This is a genomic window from Bradyrhizobium sp. 61 (assembly GCF_023073075.1).
Classification (GTDB): Bacteria; Pseudomonadota; Alphaproteobacteria; order Rhizobiales; family Xanthobacteraceae; genus Bradyrhizobium; species Bradyrhizobium barranii.
Genome location: NZ_JADPIU010000052.1, coordinates 80,468 through 97,377 on the forward strand (window position 1 = coordinate 80,468; position 16,910 = coordinate 97,377).

At 64.9% G+C, this 16,910-nt stretch carries 16 protein-coding genes; 9 read left to right on the top strand and 7 right to left on the bottom strand.

The genetic code is table 11. From position 1 onward, the window contains the following. Window positions 1-6: 6 nt before the first annotated feature. From cysW to IVB46_RS15365, 5 genes are all read left to right on the top strand, one after another. Window positions 7-918, top strand: coding sequence for a sulfate ABC transporter permease subunit CysW (cysW, locus tag IVB46_RS15345; RefSeq protein WP_247302247.1), 912 nt, complete (start codon window positions 7-9; stop codon window positions 916-918). Next, entirely contained in the window at window positions 908-1,942 is a 1,035-nt protein-coding gene (locus IVB46_RS15350) for a sulfate ABC transporter ATP-binding protein (RefSeq protein WP_063980997.1), read from the top strand. Before cysW ends, IVB46_RS15350 begins: the two co-directional genes overlap by 11 nt. 96 nt (window positions 1,943-2,038) lie before the next feature. Then, window positions 2,039-2,542: a CAP domain-containing protein gene (locus tag IVB46_RS15355; protein WP_063980998.1), complete on the top strand. Its 504-nt coding sequence runs from the start codon at window positions 2,039-2,041 to the stop codon at window positions 2,540-2,542. Window positions 2,543-2,620: 78 nt separating this feature from the next. After that, window positions 2,621-3,796 (top strand): patatin-like phospholipase family protein, encoded by a 1,176-nt coding sequence (locus tag IVB46_RS15360; RefSeq protein ID WP_063980999.1) that lies wholly within the window; start codon window positions 2,621-2,623, stop codon window positions 3,794-3,796. 1 nt (window position 3,797) lies between these two features. Beyond that, the gene (locus IVB46_RS15365; RefSeq protein ID WP_028157423.1) at window positions 3,798-4,586 is read left to right on the top strand and encodes a 3-hydroxybutyrate dehydrogenase; all 789 of its coding nucleotides are present in this window, start codon (window positions 3,798-3,800) and stop codon (window positions 4,584-4,586) included. Between the two features lie 142 nt (window positions 4,587-4,728). Here the strand turns inward: IVB46_RS15365 and IVB46_RS15370 are convergent, their stop codons facing one another. From IVB46_RS15370 to IVB46_RS15380, 3 genes are all read right to left on the bottom strand, one after another. Beyond that, window positions 4,729-5,553, bottom strand: coding sequence for a sulfite exporter TauE/SafE family protein (locus tag IVB46_RS15370; protein ID WP_247302250.1), 825 nt, complete (start codon window positions 5,551-5,553; stop codon window positions 4,729-4,731). Between the two features lie 190 nt (window positions 5,554-5,743). Next, window positions 5,744-7,102: a flippase gene (locus IVB46_RS15375; RefSeq protein WP_247302252.1), complete on the bottom strand. Its 1,359-nt coding sequence runs from the start codon at window positions 7,100-7,102 to the stop codon at window positions 5,744-5,746. Between the two features lie 289 nt (window positions 7,103-7,391). Continuing rightward, window positions 7,392-8,231: a protein-disulfide reductase DsbD domain-containing protein gene (locus IVB46_RS15380; RefSeq protein ID WP_247302254.1), complete on the bottom strand. Its 840-nt coding sequence runs from the start codon at window positions 8,229-8,231 to the stop codon at window positions 7,392-7,394. Between the two features lie 142 nt (window positions 8,232-8,373). Here IVB46_RS15380 and IVB46_RS15385 point away from each other — a divergent pair, with 142 nt between their 5' ends. Then, window positions 8,374-9,018, top strand: a complete 645-nt coding sequence (locus IVB46_RS15385) for a YqgE/AlgH family protein (protein WP_063981003.1) — start codon at window positions 8,374-8,376, stop codon at window positions 9,016-9,018. Window positions 9,019-9,255: 237 nt separating this feature from the next. Here IVB46_RS15385 and IVB46_RS15390 read toward each other — a convergent pair whose 3' ends face one another. Together IVB46_RS15390 and IVB46_RS15395 are read right to left on the bottom strand one after the other, a co-directional pair. Further along, entirely contained in the window at window positions 9,256-10,143 is an 888-nt protein-coding gene (locus IVB46_RS15390; RefSeq protein WP_247302256.1) for a TauD/TfdA family dioxygenase, read from the bottom strand. A 113-nt stretch (window positions 10,144-10,256) separates the two neighbouring features. Then, entirely contained in the window at window positions 10,257-11,036 is a 780-nt protein-coding gene (locus IVB46_RS15395; RefSeq protein WP_247302258.1) for an SDR family NAD(P)-dependent oxidoreductase, read from the bottom strand. Between the two features lie 98 nt (window positions 11,037-11,134). On the opposite strand from IVB46_RS15395, the gene IVB46_RS15400 reads away from it, so the two are divergent. Together IVB46_RS15400 and IVB46_RS15405 are read left to right on the top strand one after the other, a co-directional pair. Further along, window positions 11,135-11,872 (top strand): SDR family oxidoreductase, encoded by a 738-nt coding sequence (locus IVB46_RS15400; protein WP_247302261.1) that lies wholly within the window; start codon window positions 11,135-11,137, stop codon window positions 11,870-11,872. A 136-nt stretch (window positions 11,873-12,008) separates the two neighbouring features. Further along, window positions 12,009-12,383, top strand: coding sequence for a CsbD family protein (locus IVB46_RS15405; protein WP_063981006.1), 375 nt, complete (start codon window positions 12,009-12,011; stop codon window positions 12,381-12,383). A gap of 188 nt (window positions 12,384-12,571) precedes the next feature. On the opposite strand, the gene IVB46_RS15410 is transcribed toward IVB46_RS15405, so the two are convergent. Both IVB46_RS15410 and IVB46_RS15415 read right to left on the bottom strand, forming a co-directional pair. After that, a complete protein-coding gene (locus IVB46_RS15410; RefSeq protein ID WP_247302263.1) occupies window positions 12,572-14,266 on the bottom strand; it encodes an SGNH family hydrolase in 1,695 nt (564 codons plus the stop codon). A gap of 158 nt (window positions 14,267-14,424) precedes the next feature. Beyond that, on the bottom strand, window positions 14,425-15,810 hold the full coding sequence (locus IVB46_RS15415) for a lytic murein transglycosylase (protein WP_247302265.1): 1,386 nt from the start codon (window positions 15,808-15,810) through the stop codon (window positions 14,425-14,427). Between the two features lie 200 nt (window positions 15,811-16,010). On the opposite strand from IVB46_RS15415, the gene galU reads away from it, so the two are divergent. Next, window positions 16,011-16,886 (top strand): UTP--glucose-1-phosphate uridylyltransferase GalU, encoded by an 876-nt coding sequence (gene galU, locus IVB46_RS15420; protein WP_014498169.1) that lies wholly within the window; start codon window positions 16,011-16,013, stop codon window positions 16,884-16,886. Window positions 16,887-16,910 lie beyond the last annotated feature (24 nt).

Here is a 16,910-nt window from a genome sequence, read left to right on the forward strand (position 1 = left end):
CAGATCATGACGATGCAGATCGCAGATTCCGTCTCGCTGCCTTCGACCGATGCGCGCGCGCGTGCGCACGCCGCTGCGGCACGCGACAGCCTCCGCACCGAGCCGCCGGCAATACGTATCACCATCATCGCGCTGGCGGTGATCTTCCTCAGCGTCTTCGTCGTGCTGCCGCTGGTTCTGGTGTTCGCGCAGGCCTTTTCGAGAGGCGTTCTCGCCTATTTCTCTGCGCTTGCCGAGCCGGAAGCGCTGGCTGCAATCAAGCTGACGTTGATCGTGGCGGCGATCTCGGTCGGCCTCAATCTCGTATTCGGCCTCGTCGCGGCATGGGCCATCGCCAAGTTCGAGTTTCGCGGCAAGACCTTCCTGATCACGCTGATCGACCTGCCGTTCTCGGTGAGCCCGGTGATCTCGGGCCTCGTCTTCGTGCTGCTGTTCGGCGCGCAGGGCTATTTCGGCAGCTGGCTTAGGGATCACGATATCCAGATCCTGTTCGCGGTGCCCGGCATCGCGCTCGCCACCACCTTCGTGACCTTCCCGTTCGTGGCGCGCGCGCTGATCCCCCTGATGCAGGAGCAGGGCACGCAGGAGGAGGAGGCCGCGATCTCGCTCGGCGCCTCCGGCCTGCAAACCTTCTTCCGCGTCACCCTGCCCAACATCAAATGGGGCGTGCTCTACGGCGTCCTGCTCTGCAACGCGCGCGCGATGGGCGAATTCGGCGCCGTGTCGGTGGTATCCGGACACATCCGCGGCGAGACCAACACCATGCCGCTGCTGGTCGAGATTCTCTACAACGAGTACCAGTTCGTCGCTGCGTTTGCGATCGCCTCGCTGCTGGCGATGCTGGCCCTGATCACGTTGATCGCCAAGACCGTTCTCGAACGTCACCTCGACGAAGGACACGACGCAAGTGACCATTGAAGTCAGGAATCTCGTCAAGCAGTTCGGCAGCTTCAAAGCCCTCGACGGCGTCGATCTCAAGGTCGACAATGGCGAGCTGCTGGCGCTGCTCGGTCCGTCCGGCTCCGGCAAGACCACGCTGCTGCGCATCATCGCCGGCCTCGACTGGCCCGATTCCGGCGAGGTTTCCTTCAATGGCGAGGATGCGCTGGCGCGGGGCGCGCGCGAACGGAACGTCGGCTTCGTGTTCCAGCACTACGCGCTGTTCCGCCACATGACGGTGTTCGAGAACGTCGCCTTCGGCCTGCGCGTGCAGCCGCGCGCCAGCCGTAAGGACGAGTCCACCATTCGTGCGCGCGTCAAGGAGCTGCTCGATCTCGTGCAGCTCGACTGGCTCGCCGACCGCTATCCGAGCCAGCTCTCCGGCGGCCAGCGCCAGCGCATCGCACTCGCCCGCGCGCTCGCGATCGAGCCGCGCATCCTCCTGCTCGACGAGCCCTTCGGCGCGCTCGATGCCAAGGTGCGCAAGGAGCTGCGCCGATGGCTGCGCTCGCTGCACCAGGAGATCAACGTCACCTCGATCTTCGTCACCCACGACCAGGAGGAGGCGCTCGAAGTCGCCAACCGCGTCGTGGTGATGGACAAGGGCAGGATCGAACAGATCGGCTCGCCCGACGACGTCTATGAAAGCCCGGCGACCGCCTTCGTCCACGGCTTCATCGGCGAATCCATCGAGCTGCCGGTCCAGGTCGAAGGCGGCGTCATCAGGCTCGGCGACCGCCCACTCAATCTTGCAGCAGACGGCTTGGTGTCTGGCGCGTCAAAACTGTTCGTGCGGCGACATGATATGCTGGTCGGCCCGCCCGGAAGCGGTGCCTTCGAGGGCGCTGTGCAGCACGTCCGGAATTTCGGCCCCGTGCAGCGGGCCGAGGTGGCGCTATCCGGCGGCGAGACCATCGAGATCGACGCCCCCCGCGACAGGGAACTGCGCGCCGGCGACACGATCGGCCTCGAACCGCGCCGCTACCGGATATTTGCGGGCTAGTAGGCGCCTCGGCCGAAAGCTCAAATCTTCCTCAATATTCACCTTTCAGCCACGGTTGGTATGCAACAACGGCCCCTCATTTGGGGGCCCCTGAACATGCGCGCTGCGGCCGCAATACTCATCACTTTGCTTCTCGCCGGCTGCGCCGGCAACGAAGCACCGGTCCAGCAGCCGTCGATGTATGCCGACATGTCGGTCCCGGGCACCAAGCTCGATGCGCAGGCGGCAGCGATTATGATCTCGCAATACCGCCAGAACAACGCCCTCGGCACCGTCGTGATCGACCCCGATCTGATGCGGCTCGCCGAATCCCAGTCCCAGGCCATGGCGGCGGCCAACAAGATGGACCATGACGTCCGCGCCCCGCTGGCCAAGCGCCTCAGCGCGGGCGGCTATCCGGCGACGGTGGCGGTCGAGAACGTTTCGGCGGGCTATCATACGCTGGCGGAAGCGTTTTCCGGCTGGCGCGACTCGCCTCCGCACCGGGCCAACATGCTCAAGAGCGGTGTCACAAAACTGGGCATCGCGGCGGGCTATGCTCCCGGCACCAAATACAAGGTGTTCTGGACCATGATCCTGGCCTCGACCGACCCCCGATAAGCCAGACTTGATCCCGGGATGCATTGACGCCGCGGCGGACTGTCGCCACGGTGGCTCGCCTTTTGCTATTGTTCCCAGATGACAGATCATAGCCCGGAAGTCGCAACAGTCCCCGCGAAGGCGCAGCGCGTCCTGGTCCTCCAGGGCGGCGGTGCGCTCGGCTCCTATCAGGCCGGCGCCTACCAGTCGCTGTGCCATTTCGACTTCGAGCCGGAATGGGTCGCCGGCATCTCGATCGGCGCGGTCAATGCCGCCATCATCGCCGGCAACGAGGGACAGACCCGCGTCAAGCGGCTCAAGGAATTCTGGGAGATGGTGTCGGCGCCGGTGCCGTGGAAGCCGATCGGCAAGAGCGATCACAGCCGCGAGCTGTTCAATTCGACCAGTGCCGCATTGATCGCGACCTTCGGCGTGCCCGGTTTCTTCACGCCGCGCATTCCGCCCGCGCCGCTCTGGCCGCCCGGCACCAAGCAGGCCGAGAGTTATTACGACACCGCGCCGCTGAAGAAGACGCTGGAGCGCCTGGTCGATTTCGATCGCATCAACGATCTGAAGACGCGCCTGTCGGTCGGCGCCGTCGGCGTCACCTCGGGCAACTTCAAATATTTCGACAATTACGAGTTCAAGAAGCTCGGCAAGACCATCGGCCCCGAGCACATCATGGCCTCCGGCGCGCTGCCGCCGGGATTTCCGTCCGTCGTGATCGAAGGCGAGCACTATTGGGACGGCGGCATCGCCTCCAACACGCCGCTCGACTACGTGCTCGATGCCGAGGTCGCTCGCGACATGCTGATCTTCCAGGTCGATCTGTTCAGCGCCCGCGGCGATCTGCCGAATTCGTTGCTCGAGGCGACCGAGCGCGAGAAGGACATCCGCTTCTCCAGCCGAACGCGGATGAACACCGACAAGAACAAGCAGATCCATAATGCGCGCCGGGCCGTGCGCGATCTGATTTCCAAATTGCCCGATTATCTGAAGAATGATCCTTCCGTGGAATTCCTCGCGAAGGTATCGCGTGAAAGCACGGTCACCGTGGTGCACCTGATCTATCGCAGCAAGAACTACGAATCTTCGTCGAAGGATTACGACTTCTCGCATGTCGCCATGGTCGAGCACTGGGAAGCCGGCGTGCGCGACGTGCATCTGTCGATGCGCCACAAGGACTGGCTCGAGCGGCCGCAGTCCGGCGAGACCATGGTGACCTACGATCTCACGGGGGACGTCACCGCGCCCCCGCCAAAAAGGAGCGAATAACATGGGTAGTCTGTCAGGCAAGAACGCCGTCGTGACCGGTTCGACCAGCGGCATCGGGCTCGCCTACGCGCGCGCCTTCGCCGCCGCCGGCGCCAATGTCGTCATCAACGGCTTCGGCTCGCCGGAAGATATCGAGAAGGAGCGCGCCAAGATCGAGTCCGACTTCGGCGTGAAGGCGGTGTATTCGCCGGCCGACATGACCAAGCCCGCCGAGATCGCCGGGATGATCGCGCTCGGCGAGAAGTCGTTCGGCTCGGTCGACATCCTCGTCAACAATGCCGGCATCCAGTTCGTCTCGCCGATCGAGGAATTCCCGGTCGAGAAGTGGGACCAGATCATCGCGATCAACCTGTCCTCGGCTTTCCACGCCATCCGTGCCGCGGTGCCCGGCATGAAGAAGAAGGGTTGGGGCCGCATCATCAACACGGCGTCGGCGCACTCGCTGGTCGCCTCGCCCTTCAAGTCCGCCTATGTGTCGGCCAAGCACGGCATCGCCGGCCTGACCAAGACCGTGGCGCTCGAGGTCGCGACCCACAAGATCACCTGCAACTGCATCAGCCCCGGCTATGTCTGGACGCCGCTGGTGGAGAAGCAGATCCCCGACACGATGAAGGCGCGCAACCTCACGCGCGAGCAGGTCATCAACGACGTGCTGCTCGACGCGCAGCCGACCAAGGAGTTCGTCACCTCCGAGCAGGTCGCAGCCCTCGCCCTGTTCCTGTGCGGCGACGATGCCGCGCAGATCACCGGCACCAACCTGTCGATCGACGGCGGCTGGACGGCGGAGTAACGACCGGTGTCATGCCCCGGCTTGACCGGGGCATCCAGTACGCCGCGGCGGAAGTTGCAAGAGCGAGTTCGCCAACGTTAGGCTCTGGAATACTGGATCGCCCGGTCAAGCCGGGCGATGACAGCTAGGGCGGGTGGCCGGCCTAATGCGTCCAGGCCAGCGCCGTCACGATCGCGGAGGACAGGTTCAGCTCCGCGAACATGATCTTGCCGGCGACCACGAACAGCACGCAGGCAAGCGTCAGGCGCAGCACCGTCTCGGGGACGCGCGTTGCACTGAGACTGCCGACGATGATGCCGGGCAGCGAGCCCAGCAGCAGTACGCCCATCAGGGCCCAATCCACATCGCCAAGCGCCCAATGTCCGATGCCCGCGACCAGCGTCAGCGGCACCGCATGCGCGATGTCCGAGCCGACGATGGTCGCCATCGGAAGGCGCGGATAGAGCAGCAGCAGCACGGTGACGCCGACCGCGCCCGCACCGACGGATGAGATCGACACCAGCACGCCGAGCACGATGCCGGTGACGACGGTCGCGATCGCGGTGGTGCGCGCATTGACCTGCTCGAGGCGCTTCCGATAGCGCTCCATGAGGGCCTTGCGGAAGATCAGCGAGGTCGCGGTCAGCAGCAGTGCAAAGCACAGCACCAGATTGACCAGGCTGCGCTCGGAATCGCTCCTGAGGTCGAGCTTCCACAGCACGAGCAGCGTCAGCGCGCTCGCCGGGATGCTGCCGCAGGCGAGCCGCAGTACCGCTGGCCAGTGCACGCTCCGCGACCAGCCATGCACCACGCTGCCGCCGGTCTTGGTGGCGGCGGCATAGAGCAGGTCGGTGCCCACGGCGGTGGAGGGGTGGATGCCGAACAGCAGGATCAGCAGCGGCGTCATCAGCGAGCCGCCACCCACGCCGGTCATCCCGACAAGCAGGCCGACGCCAAATCCGGAGGCGACATAGAGCGGATCAATCATGTCTGGGGAATCTTAGGTTTATCTCGTCGGTTGAGCAATATGACGTAGAATAAAATTTCCCTGAAACGCAATCGCTTCGGTTGAATAAGAAAAATCTTGCTATAGGCGGCGGGCGGGGAGGGGGTTTCAGTCGCCGCCGCGCAAGGCGCGAAACAGCCATTCTCCAGGCCGGCAACCCGGGTGGCAGCGCCTATTTGCCAAACGCCAGCACGTGCAGGCCGAGCCGCCGGCGCACGATCCAGAACAGCAGCACCGTCTCGAATGTCAGCGAGATCGAGGTCGCGGCCGCGGCGCCGTGACCGCCGAAGCGCGGCACCAGCGCGATGCAGAGCACGAGGTTCATGACGAAGGCCAGCGCGTAGGCCAGCGCACAGATCTTCTGCTGGCCGAGCATGTTGAGCAGGCGCTCGACCGGTCCAATCGCGGCGCGCACCACGAGGCCGATCGCGGCGACGAACATGATGTCGTAGCCGACCGTGAATTGCGGGCCGAACAGCCAGAGCAGCGGCTTGCCAAGCGCAAGCAGCACGATGGTCGCGGCCAGCGACGGCCAGAACGTCCAGTTGATGGCATGCGCGACATAGGCCGACAGGCGCGCCTTGTCGCCGAGCGCATTGTACTCGGCGAAGCGATGCGCTGTCGTCGCCGACATCGCGTAATGGATGAACGAGACCAGGGCGAGCGTCTTCACCACCGCGAAATAGACACCGACCTCGTCCGATGGGCGGAACTGCTGAAGCACCAGCACGTCGGTATAGGACAGCAGCAGGTAAAAGCTCTCGACCAGCAGGATCGGCAGCGAGACGGCGAGCCAGCCACCGATGTCGTAGGTCTTGGGGCCCGGCTCGATGTGATCGGCGAGCTTGCGGTTCAGCACCACCATCTGCCCGGTCATCGCGATCCACACCGCGCCGGCGCTCGCGACCATCGCGGCGACCGCGCCGAGGTGATAGCCGAGCAGGAAGGCAGCGGCCGTGATGCCGATGATCAGCGCCTGGCGGATGATGAATTGCGGCATCAGGCCGAGCTGCATCCAGTCATGCGAGCGCGCGATGCCGTCCTGGGTGTTGGCGACGACGAAGGCGGGCAGCGTCATGCAGCCGATATAGAGCGGCAGCACCTCGGCTGGATCGATCCAGGGCGAGAGCAGCTTGACGATACCGGCAAGCGCCAGCGACACCAGCGTGGACACGGCAAAGGTCAGCCAGCGGCTGCCGGAGAGAAAGCCGCGCAGCAGCGCATGCTCGCCGCTGGTGCGATACTCCGGAATGATCTTTTGCGCGGAGGCCGAGATGCCGAAATCCATCATGCTGCCGAGCAGCAGTACCCAGGTCCAGACATAGACGTAGATGCCGTAGTCGGACGTCCCCATCCAGCGCGCGAGCAGAACCTGCGAGAAATAGGCAAGGCCCGCGCTGATCACCCGGATGATGAAGATGGTGCCGGCCAAGCGCCGCGTCAGCGACGCTTCGTTCGACCCGCCCGTCAGCTTCGCGCGCAGCCGCGCGATGAGGCCGGCAGGTCCGGTCGTTGCGGGTTCTGCATCCATCACGGCCAATTCGAGATCCCCAGGGCGTCCGTATCAGGCGTCCCGCGTGCTGCGGCAGGCCTGATGCGGTAGCCCTTGGGGATTAGCAACCATTCGTTAAGATTGGGTTGGGTGAGGCATGCTGCCGCTCCAGCCACCGGCGTCGTCCCCGCCTAGTGCGCAATTGCACACGGGGGGCGGGGACCCATAACCCCAGGGAGACATTGTTGCGCTGGCTGGTAACTCCGAGTCTTCGCCAAACCACTCCCTGTGGCTCGCGCTGCGCGCGCCCCGGGACGACAGCTCCGGCTCACTCCAGATTCGTATTGAACTCGTACGACTTCTCGGGCGCGACGAGCGTGAACTTCAGCGCCGCTCCGTCGGGCTTGGCGCCCGGCGGCAGTCCGTCGAGCTCGAAGGAAAATCGCTGCACGCCGGGTGGGCTGCGCTCGACCGGCGCCGGAATCGGCAACGCCCAATCGAGCGTTGGCCCTTCCACGAACAAATTGACGCCGCGGCTGTCAGGCACGACCACGTCGACCACCACATTCTTGGGACCGTCACGTCTGACGTCGCGGATGGTCAGCGGATTGGGATCACCGATCGCGGCAGGCTTCGGCACGGTGTCGAGCGCGGCACGCAGATTGGCGTCCTCGGTCGAGGCGACGTTGTTGAAGCCGAGCTCGACATTGGCCTCGACGGGAACGCAGAGCTTCTCGCACACGGCGTAGTTGATCTCGGCGCGCAGCGTCACCGGCTTGTCGGGCGCCTTGGGCACGATGCGCAGAGGTAGCACGATCTGGCCGTGATAGCCGATCGAATGCCCGCCCGCGCCGTCATCGAATTTCAGCGGCGCCGGCCACATCACCGTCACCGCTTCGACATTGTCCGACTTGGAGAAATCGAACCGCGGCGGAACGCCGGAATCGCCGGGGATGCGCCAGTAGGTCTTCCATCCCTGCTGGAGCTGGAAGGCGATACCGCCGAGCAGGACAGCGCCGCTGCGCGATCCCGCCAGCAATCGCACTGCGGAATGGCCGTCGCGCTGCCAGGGCGAAGCGTCGTCGGCGCGGGCTGCGAGCGTCATCGACGACGCAAGCAGGGTTGTTGCGACGCCAAACGCCGCATGCAGGGGAACTCTTGTCAGCATGGCACGTCTTTACAGGGTCGCCCCTGGGCAAACCATTGAATTGCTTGTGATGGATGCACCTGAATCAAATCTGTGCAAGCCTTGATTTGACAGCAGCCCGGCCCGACATCAGGATAGGAATCGAAACCGGAGTGCTTCACCGATGGCTCCCACAGGCAAAAGGACGGGCGAAAGCACCCGCAGCGCGGCCCCCGCGCTTCCCAGCTCGGCCGGCTATCTCGACGGCCAGCTCCTGATCGCGATGCCCGTGATGGGCGATGAGCGCTTCGAGCGCTCGGTGATCTATCTCTGTGCGCATTCCGCCGAGGGCGCGATGGGCATCATCGTCAATCATCCCGCCGGCAGCATCGACTTCCCCGAGCTGTTGCAGCAGCTCGGCATCATCAAGAAGGGCGAGCACATCAAGCTGCCGGAGAACGCCGAAAGCATGAAGGTGCTGCGTGGCGGGCCGGTCGATACCGGCCGCGGCTTCGTGCTGCATTCCAGCGATTTCTACATTGAGAACGCGACGCTCCGGATCGACGACGGCGTCTGCCTCACCGCGACCGTCGACATCCTGCGGGCGATCGCCAACGGCTCCGGCCCGAAGCACGCCATCCTCGCACTTGGTTATGCCGGCTGGGCGCCGGGCCAGCTCGAGACCGAAATCCAGAGCAATGGCTGGCTGCATTGCGATGCGGATTCGGATTTGATCTTCGGCGACGATGTCGACGAGAAGTACGGACGCGCGCTGCGCAAGATCGGCATCGATCCCGGCATGCTCTCGAACGATGCGGGACACGCGTAGCTGTTGCGCCAACCTCCGCTGTCGTCCCGGACAAGCGGAGTTTCTGGCAACGCGTAGCGTTGTCCAGAACGGAGCGCAGATCCGGGACCCATAACCACAGGAAGTCGTTGTTGAAGCGGGCTGGTCACCACTAGTCTTCGCCAAACCACGGCCTGTGGTTATGGGTCCCGGATCTGCGCTTCGCTTTGCTACGCTTGTCCGGGACGACGGCGGAATTTGTGGCTACTCCAATGCCGCCTACTCCGCCGCCTGCTGCTGTACCGTCGGCTCTGTCCCCGCCACCGTCGCGCGGCGCATGTCGCGGGGCTGGGACTGGTCGTAGCGGCGGACGCGATGCATGGTCTGGCGGTTGTCCCACATCACGAGATCATGCAGCTTCCATTTGTGGACATAGACGAACTCTGCGTTCGTCGCATGGTCGTTCAGATCGCGCAGCAGCAGCCGGCCTTCGGGGACACTCATGCTGACGATCTTGCCGGCATGCGATGAAAGATAGAGCGACTTGCGGCGATGCACCGGATGGGTGCGCACCAGACGTTGCAACACCGGCTTGAACATCTGCTTTTCGTCGTCGGTGTACTCGGTGAAGCCGAGCGATCCGCGCGAATACATCAGCGAGTGCTCGCAGACGAGATCCTCGATCTCGGCCTTGGTGTCGTCATCGAGCGCGTCATAGGCCGCGCGCATGTCGGCGAACTCGGTATTGCCGCCCTTCGGGTTCACCACCCGCGCCGACAGCAGCGAGAATTTTGCGGGGATCGGGCGAAACGAGCTGTCGGAATGCCATAGGCAGTTGCCGAGGTTGAACAGATGCGCGCGGCTGTCCTTCGCCAGCGGCTTGCCATCCTTGCCGAGATTGGAGACGTCGTTGAGGCCCGATTGGAGCCGGTAGTCCTTTTCCTTGGTCACGGTGCCGCCGCGCGCGTCCTCCCGCTGGCCGAAATTCAGCGCGAAGGCCATCTGCTGCTCGTCGGTGATGTCCTGGTCGTGGAAGACCAGCACCGCATATTTGTCCATGGCAGCCTCGACCTCGCGCGCCTCGGCCTCGGTGAGAGGCTTTCGCAGGTCGAGGCCCGAAACCTCACCGACAAAATGTTTCTGAAGCTGCCGGATGGCGATCGTCATGGTGTTTCTCCCGCGAACCGCGAGCGGTTGGTCCCGCTCTGCCGGTGAAAAAGCTACTCCCGCGACCGGAGTTGTCAACGCTCGGCGCGCATATCTCTTAAGCGTCATGGCTCTCACGCGTTGCGCGCCATCAGGCCACCGTCGACAGGGATCACCGCGCCGGTGAGGAAAGACGCAGCCGGCAGGCACAGGCTCAGCGTCATATGCGCGACCTCCTCGGGGTCGCCGTAACGGCCGAGTGCAGTGCGGCGCTTGGCGTAGATCGTCTTGTGCTCTTCGGAGATGCGGTCGGTAATGGCGGTGCGGATCGGGCCCGGGCAGATGCAGTTGACGGTGATGCCCTCGCGGCCGAGCTCGACGGCGAGCGAGCGCGTGAGGCTCGCCACGCCGCCCTTCGCCGCCGAATAGGGGCTGTGCAATGCGGTGGCGCCGAGCGCCTCGGTCGAGGCGATGTTGACGATGCGCGGGCTCTTCGACCTGCGCAGGTGCGGCAGCGCGGCGCGGATGATACGCGGATGCGCCGTCAGCATCACGGCGATGCCCTTGGCCCAGGCGTCTTCGTAAGCCTCGTCGTCGATCGCGACGCGCACGGAGATGCCGGCATTGTTGACGATGATGTCGAGCCCGCCGAAATGCGCCGCGACATCGCCAACCACGCGCTTGATCTCGCCGCCATCGGCGACATCGAGCTTCCACGCCTTCGCGGATCCGGCGTTCGCGGCAATCTCCTTGGCAACGGACAGCGCGCCCTGCTCATCAAAGTCGGTGACGGCGACGTTCGCGCCTTCAGCGGCGAACACGCGCGCTGTCGCGCGCCCCATGCCGCTCGCCGCACCCGTGACGAGAACGGTTAGGCCCTTCACCGACCGGCTGAGCTCCTTGAATTCGGACATGCCGTTTCCTCGCGTCTCTTGTTTCTTGTTATGAGATGGACAAGGCTGGCATCGATCCGCAGACAGGTCAAACAAGCAAAACAAAAGGGGAGGCCGCGATGGCGAACGAGCTCGATTTCTCAGGCAAGCAGGTGCTGGTGGTCGGCGGTTCCAGCGGTATCGGCAACGGCATCGCGCAAGCCTTTCGCGCCAAGGGCGCGCAAGTTGCAGTCTGCGGCACGCGTGCTCATCCCGCGGAATATTCGGCGCAAGAAGGCTCCGATCTCACGGGTCTTTCCTATGCGCAGCTCGACGTCGGCAACACCGGCGCGGTGGAAGCGTTCAAGCCGTCCTTCGACCGTCTCGATGTGCTCGTGCTCGCTCAGGGCGCGGTGCTCTATCGCCGCGGCGAGTTCGAGATGGCCGGCTTCCGCAAGGTCGTCGAGGTCAATCTGATGAGCCTGATGGCCTGCGCCACGCGCTTTCATTCCATGCTGCACGATAGCAAGGGCGCGCTGATCATGGTGTCCTCGACCGCAGCCTATCATTCCACCATGGGCAATCCCGCCTACAACGCCTCGAAGACCGGCGCAGTCGGATTGACGCGGACGCTGGGCGAGGCCTGGGCCGAGGATGGCATCCGCGTCAACGGTATCGCGCCCGGACTCGTCGACACCAAGATGACGAAGGTGACCACCGACAATCCCAAGCGGCTCGAAGGCGCGTTGTCGCGCATTCCGCTGCGGCGATTGGGCACGCCGGCCGACATGGCGGGCGCGGCGCTGTTCCTGGCCTCGCCGCTGTCGTCCTACATCATTGGCCAGACGCTGGTGGTCGATGGCGGGCTCATCCTGTAGCCCGGATGGAGCGACTGGCCCGCCGTAACCCGAAGAGCGCAGGCGGAAGCGTAGTCCGGACTACACACTTTCGCAGAAGCTTGGAACTGCGCTGCTCCTGATCGGTTACTTGGGTTGACCCCCGAGGAGGAGCAACATGGACAAGGATCGGATCGTCGGATCGGCCAAGGAATTCGCTGGGCGCGCAGAAGGCGCCGTCGGTGATCTCGCTGGCGATGCGCAGACACAGGCGTCAGGCAAGGCGCGGGAAGCCGCCGGCACCGTGCAGAATCTCTACGGCCAGGCCAAGGATGCCGTGCGCGACGCCGGCGAGACTGCGGCCGGCTACGCCAAGGATGCCTACGACAAGCCGGCCGAGACCTTGCGCGACGGTTCGCAGGCGATTGCCAAGAAGGTGCAGGACAATCCGCTCGGTGCGCTGCTGATCGCCGGCGGGATCGGCTTCGCACTCGCGCTTCTGATGTCGCGTCCCGCCCGTCGCCCGCCGCCGCGCTGGCGCTATTACGGCTAGTCGCCACCACCCGAATTCCTTCGTGCCCCGGACGCAATGCGGCCTGGGCGATGCGTAGCATCGTCCGGTAACGCCGCTTTGCTGGGCCGGGGCCCATTCTTTTGTGAAATTCGTGAGTGGGCTAGGTCCCGGCTCTGCGTCGCATCACCAAGAGGTGCTGCGACGCGTCCGGGACGCGAGACCTTCGCTTACCGGAACATCTCCGCCGATCGCCCGACGTTACCGGGCGGGCGCGGGATCGCGGGATTGAGATTCGGATTGCGCGGCGCCGGCGCGAATTGACGCGGCGGTGGCTGCGGAGAGCCGAAGCCGAAGAAATCGCGGAATGCCGGCGTTGCCTGGGCCGGCTGCTGCGGCTGCTGCTGTACCGGCGGCTTCTTCGGCGCGAGTCTTGGCGGCGCGATCGCAGCGGCAGCGCTTGGCGTACCGGGAGCAGCAGCACCACCATCCGGCGTCGACGCCGCCATCGGCGTATCGCCCTTGGCCTGCTCGCGGCCGACTTCGCGGCGCGGCCAGGCATAATCATCGGCACGGCCGGCGGGCGCGGCCAGTGGCTCACCCTTCACCATCGTCTTCGCGGCGAGCGCATCGACGGCAGCGGGACGCGAACCCGGTCCGCCCAGCAATTGATCGGCCGAGATCGAGGCCGCAACCAGCGGCACGATCGGTCCCGCCAGCGGCCGCGGCGCGGGCTTGCCGGGCTCGGCGCTGGTGTCGGGGGTCGCAGGCTCGCTCGGCAGCGCAATCGGGCCGGAGCGTCCGGCGAGCAGGCGCGTGATCTCGCGCTCGACATAGTGGGCGAGCTTGCGTGCGCCGGGTTTCGTGAAATAGACGCCGTCATAGCTGCGGAGCTGGCGGATCTGGCCCTCGAAGTCCGGGCCCTTCTGGAGGAAGCGGCCGGCTTCGTCGACAAAGCCGTCCCAGACATCGACATAGGTGATGCCGGCCTTGGCCGCGCCTTCGCGATAGAGCGAATCCAGGAACAGCATGTCCGCGGTGCCCTTGGGGCCGCGGATCGCGGGCAGGCCGACCCAGAGCACCGGAACGCCCTTGGACTTGAGAACGTTGGCCAGCTCCTCGATCTTCTTGCCGTAGAGTTCGACCCAGCGCTCGTCGCGGAATTCGTAGAGACCGTTCGGGTTGCGCGCGGTCTTCTCCGGCGCTGTGACCGCCGGCGTGTCGGCGTTGTCGGCATCGTCCTGCGGCAGGTCGGTGTCGGCGGGCTTGTCGTCCGGCTTGGCGGCCGTGTCGGGTTTAGCATCGCCCGGCTTGGCCGGTGGCTTGGCGCGCGCGCCCTTGTCGTTCTTCTTGTCCGTCGCCTTGTCGGATTTGTCGGGTGCGGCCTCGCGGATCGAGATGCGGTCGTTGAGGCCGAGCATGACGACGATCACATCAGGCTTCTCGGTCTCGAGAATCCCCTTCGCTGCCGCCGCCCAGTCCGCGGGCTCACCCTTCGGCTGGTACTTGATCAGGCCGGACGTGGTCTTGTGCTTGCGGATCACGCCCATGTCGGGCTGCTCGGTGTAGGCGTCTTCGAGGCCGTAGGCGAGCCAGTCGGCCATGGCGTCGCCGATCACCAGCACGTTCTTGTCGGGCGTGGTGTCGCGCTTGGCTGGTGCCGGCGCGCGCGAAAAATCCTGGCGCGGCGCCTGCTGCTGCTGCGGCTGCTGGAATGGCGCGAAGAAGTCGCCGCCGAACCAGCCGCCGCCTCCACCGTTCCGCGGTGGCGGGGCCTGCCGCTGCGGCGGACCGCCGAAACCGGGGAAGTTGAAGAACTGCGCCGAGGCGGGTCCTGCAACCGACACCAGAATCGCAAGCGCCGTCCCCAGCGCGATCAGCGGGCCGGTCTCGGTCAGCGCCTTGAACAGGGACTTCTTCGACATGCGATCTCAGGCACGCGCAATGGGGATTGGGACAGGCTCGATATAATAGCGGAATCAGGCGCCAAACGGGCAGATTCTTCTGCCATACACCGGGGAACCGCCGTCCCCGTCAAGGCGATCGGGCAATTTCCCTGTTCAGGGTTACTTTCGGGGCGGTTTTACCGCCCGCGGAGGCGATCCAGCACGTCCGAGGAGGCAAATCCGTCGGCGGGGACCCCGATCGAGGCTTGGAAATTGCGCAGCGCCTCCCGGGTCTGGCCGCCGAACTGGCCGTCCGGGGTGCCCTTGTAGAAGCCGCGCTGGGCCAAGAGCTGCTGGAGTTCCAGCCGTTCAGTGCGGGACAGCTCGCGCTCCTGCCGCGGCCAGGGCTGCACGAAGGGCTGGCCGCCGCGCAGGCGGTCGGCGAAATGGCCGATCGCCAGCGCATAAGCCTCGGCCGGGTTGTACTTCATGATGACGCGGTAATTCTGCAGCATCAGGAAGCCCGGGCCCTGCGCCCCGGCGGGCGCCAGCAGATAGGCTTTCTCGGCCGGATGCGGGAAGGGCTGGTTGGCCGGGCGCTTGAGCCCGAGCTTCTCCCACTGCGCCATCGTCATCGCCTTGGCGCGATCGGCCAGCATGTAGTTGAAGCCCTGGGGCACCACGACCTCGTAGCCCCAGGTCTGGCCGGCCTGCCAGCCGTCCTTCTTCAGATTGTTGGCGGTCGAGGCGATCAGATCGGTGGGATTGTCGACGACGTCGCGCCGTCCGTCGCCATCGCCATCCACGGCAAAGCGCTTGAACGCAGTCGGCATGAACTGGGTCGGGCCGAAGGCGCCGGCCCAGGAGCCGCGCATTTGCTCAGGCCTGAGATCGCCGCGGTTGAGGATCTCCAGCGCGGAGAGAAACTCGTCCTTGAAATAGGCCTGGCGGCGGCCGATGCAGGCGAGCGTCGCGGTCGATTGCAGCACGCTGCGGTCGCCCATCTGCGTCGAGTAATTGGACTCGATGCCCCAGATCGAGGCGATGATGTAGCGGTCGACGCCGGTGGCCTTTTCGGTGGCGTCGAACTGCGCCTTGTATTTGGCGAGGACCTCGCGGCCCTTGGCGAGGCGGTTGTCGTTCACGAGGATGTCGAGATAGTCCCAGATCGACTTGGTGAACTCCGGCTGCGAATCCATCAGATCCATGATGCGCAGATCAGGCGACAGCCCGGCCGTGAAGCGCTGGAAGTTCTCCTGCGTGATGTTGCGCCGTGCGGCATCGGGCCACATCCCCGCCACGCAATTGTTGAAGTTTGAGGCGGCCTCGCGGATCGCGGCGGCCGTCATCAACGGGTGGCCGGAGGCGCCGTCCTCGCCGGTCCATGGCAAGGCGCCGCCGGGGCCGGGCGGGGCTTGCGAGGGCGCTGGATTCGAGCCGGAAAAAATACCGCCGAACAGGTTCGACAACCCGTTCTGCGCTTGGGCGTGCGCGCTGACAGGCAGCAGCACGGCGGCCGCAAGCATCATTGCGCCGGTCACAAATCCAGCACGTTTCGCCAGCGCTGCCACTGATTGCATCATACCCTACCTGTCCGGCCGAAAATCCGCCTTCAGGAGGCCCGGTACCGGTTGCCAATAGCTTAACAAAGGTGAAATTTTGGTGTCGGCCTTTTTCTCAACTCTGTGAGTGCGAGGCCCCACATCCGCCTTTGTTAGCGGCTGCAAACAAGCTAGCAAGATACCATTGCTCCCTTCACGTCCTCAGGTATTCGATCTGTCCCATGAAAATTCGCAAAGCCGTATTCCCCGTCGCCGGCCTCGGCACCCGCGTCCTGCCCGCCACCAAGGCGATGCCGAAGGAAATGCTGACCATCGTCGACAAGCCGCTGATCCAGTACGTCTATGACGAGGCGAGGGAAGCCGGCATCGAGCATTTCATCTTCGTCACCGGCCGCAACAAAAACGTCATCGAAGATCATTTCGACAAGATGTTCGAGCTCGACGCGACGCTCGCCGCGCGCGGCAAGAAGGCCGAGCAGGACATCCTGGCGCAGAACCAGCCGGAGGCCGGCGCAGTCAGCTTCACCCGCCAGCAGGCGCCGCTCGGCCTCGGCCACGCCGTCTGGTGCGCGCGCGACATCGTCGGCAACGAGCCGTTCGCGGTGGTGCTGCCCGACGAGCTCGTGCTCAACACGACCGGCTGCCTCAAGCAGATGATCGAGACGGCTTCAACGCTCGGCGAAAAATCCAACGTCATCGCGGTCGAGGCGGTGCCCGACCATCTCACCCATCAATACGGCATCTGCGGCGTCGGCAAGCGCACCGGCAAGATGTTCGAGGTCGACGGCATGGTCGAGAAGCCGGCCAAGGGCACCGCGCCCTCCAACCTCTCCATCACCGGCCGCTACATCCTCCAGCCGGAGATCTTCAAGATCCTGGAGACCCAGGAGCGCGGCGCCGGCGGCGAGATCCAGCTCACCGACGCCATGATCGGCCTCGCCAAGTCGCAGAAATTCTACGGCGTCGAGTTCGAGGGCGAGCGCCATGATTGCGGCTCCAAGCCCGGCTTCCTCCGCGCCAACATCGCCTACGGCCTGAAGCGGCCGGAACTGCGCGATGGGCTGATCGCGGAGATGAAGAAGTATCTGGGGCAGTAGCTGCCACTCTCGGTGTCGTCCCGG

What these genes read in the sequence shown, in the direction of transcription:
- galU (WP_014498169.1), top strand. Translation starts at nt 16,011, where the DNA reads ATGAAAATTCGCAAAGCCGTATTCCCCGTCGCCGGCCTCGGCACCCGC.
- IVB46_RS15385 (WP_063981003.1), top strand. Translation starts at nt 8,374, where the DNA reads ATGGCTCCCACAGGCAAAAGGACGGGCGAAAGCACCCGCAGCGCGGCC.
- IVB46_RS15410 (WP_247302263.1), bottom strand. Translation starts at nt 14,266, where the DNA reads ATGTCGAAGAAGTCCCTGTTCAAGGCGCTGACCGAGACCGGCCCGCTG.
- IVB46_RS15405 (WP_063981006.1), top strand. Translation starts at nt 12,009, where the DNA reads ATGGACAAGGATCGGATCGTCGGATCGGCCAAGGAATTCGCTGGGCGC.
- cysW (WP_247302247.1), top strand. Translation starts at nt 7, where the DNA reads ATGACGATGCAGATCGCAGATTCCGTCTCGCTGCCTTCGACCGATGCG.
- IVB46_RS15415 (WP_247302265.1), bottom strand. Translation starts at nt 15,810, where the DNA reads ATGATGCAATCAGTGGCAGCGCTGGCGAAACGTGCTGGATTTGTGACC.
- IVB46_RS15360 (WP_063980999.1), top strand. Translation starts at nt 2,621, where the DNA reads ATGACAGATCATAGCCCGGAAGTCGCAACAGTCCCCGCGAAGGCGCAG.
- IVB46_RS15375 (WP_247302252.1), bottom strand. Translation starts at nt 7,102, where the DNA reads ATGGATGCAGAACCCGCAACGACCGGACCTGCCGGCCTCATCGCGCGG.
- IVB46_RS15390 (WP_247302256.1), bottom strand. Translation starts at nt 10,143, where the DNA reads ATGACGATCGCCATCCGGCAGCTTCAGAAACATTTTGTCGGTGAGGTT.
- IVB46_RS15365 (WP_028157423.1), top strand. Translation starts at nt 3,798, where the DNA reads ATGGGTAGTCTGTCAGGCAAGAACGCCGTCGTGACCGGTTCGACCAGC.
- IVB46_RS15355 (WP_063980998.1), top strand. Translation starts at nt 2,039, where the DNA reads ATGCGCGCTGCGGCCGCAATACTCATCACTTTGCTTCTCGCCGGCTGC.
- IVB46_RS15380 (WP_247302254.1), bottom strand. Translation starts at nt 8,231, where the DNA reads ATGCTGACAAGAGTTCCCCTGCATGCGGCGTTTGGCGTCGCAACAACC.
- IVB46_RS15370 (WP_247302250.1), bottom strand. Translation starts at nt 5,553, where the DNA reads ATGATTGATCCGCTCTATGTCGCCTCCGGATTTGGCGTCGGCCTGCTT.
- IVB46_RS15395 (WP_247302258.1), bottom strand. Translation starts at nt 11,036, where the DNA reads ATGTCCGAATTCAAGGAGCTCAGCCGGTCGGTGAAGGGCCTAACCGTT.
- IVB46_RS15400 (WP_247302261.1), top strand. Translation starts at nt 11,135, where the DNA reads ATGGCGAACGAGCTCGATTTCTCAGGCAAGCAGGTGCTGGTGGTCGGC.